1 protein-coding gene is annotated in these 713 nt (G+C 74.6%); it reads left to right on the plus strand.

The features are described 5' to 3' along the window. On the plus strand, positions 1 to 713 hold a 713-nt coding region (locus tag ETD86_RS54640), incomplete at both ends, for an acyltransferase domain-containing protein (RefSeq protein WP_138674425.1).

Raw genomic sequence — 713 nt, forward strand, 5'->3', positions numbered from 1 at the left:
TTCCGCGGCTCAGGGTAGAGCTGGCGGGCATCACGGGCAGCAAGCCGGAAATTTCGTATTACTCCCCGGTCTTTGAGGATCCTCGCGAGGTGCCGGTGTTCGAGGGTGCGTACTGGGCCGCCGGGCTGCGTCGTCCCGTACGCCTCATGCAGGCGGTACAGGCGGCCGCCGAGGACGGCTACGGCCTGTTCACGGAGCTCGGCCCGCGCCCCCTGTTGTCCGGCGCGCTCCGCGACACGCTTCCCCCGGCCGCCCTGATCACCGAGGGCGACTTCTACGACCAGGTGGCCGCCGCGGCCACGGCCGTCGTGCCGCGAACCCGGGGGCGCGTCGTGGACGTGCCCCACTCGCCGTGGCAGCACACCCGGCACTGGGCCGCGCCGAAACGCCCGCCGGCCGGCCACCCCCTGCTCGGCGTCCACGTCGAGACCCCGGCCGGGCACGCCTGGACGACCACGCTCGACGACCTGGCCGACGCACCCTGGCGCCTGCCGCCCGAGGACTGGCACCGCGACGGCCATCCCGTGCTCCCGCCGTCCGCCCTGGCCAGGCTCGCCCACGCGGCGGCCACGGAGGTGCACGGGGAGGCGGGGCTCCGCGACGTCACGCTCCTGGGCCTGCTCCCGCTGCCCGCCCAGGTGACGATCACGCTGTCGGACACCACGATCGAGCTCTCCGCCAAGAACGCCGCCGGCGCCTGGACCGTCCACGGC

This window comes from Nonomuraea turkmeniaca (genome assembly GCF_005889735.1).
Taxonomy (GTDB): Bacteria; Actinomycetota; Actinomycetes; order Streptosporangiales; family Streptosporangiaceae; genus Nonomuraea; species Nonomuraea turkmeniaca.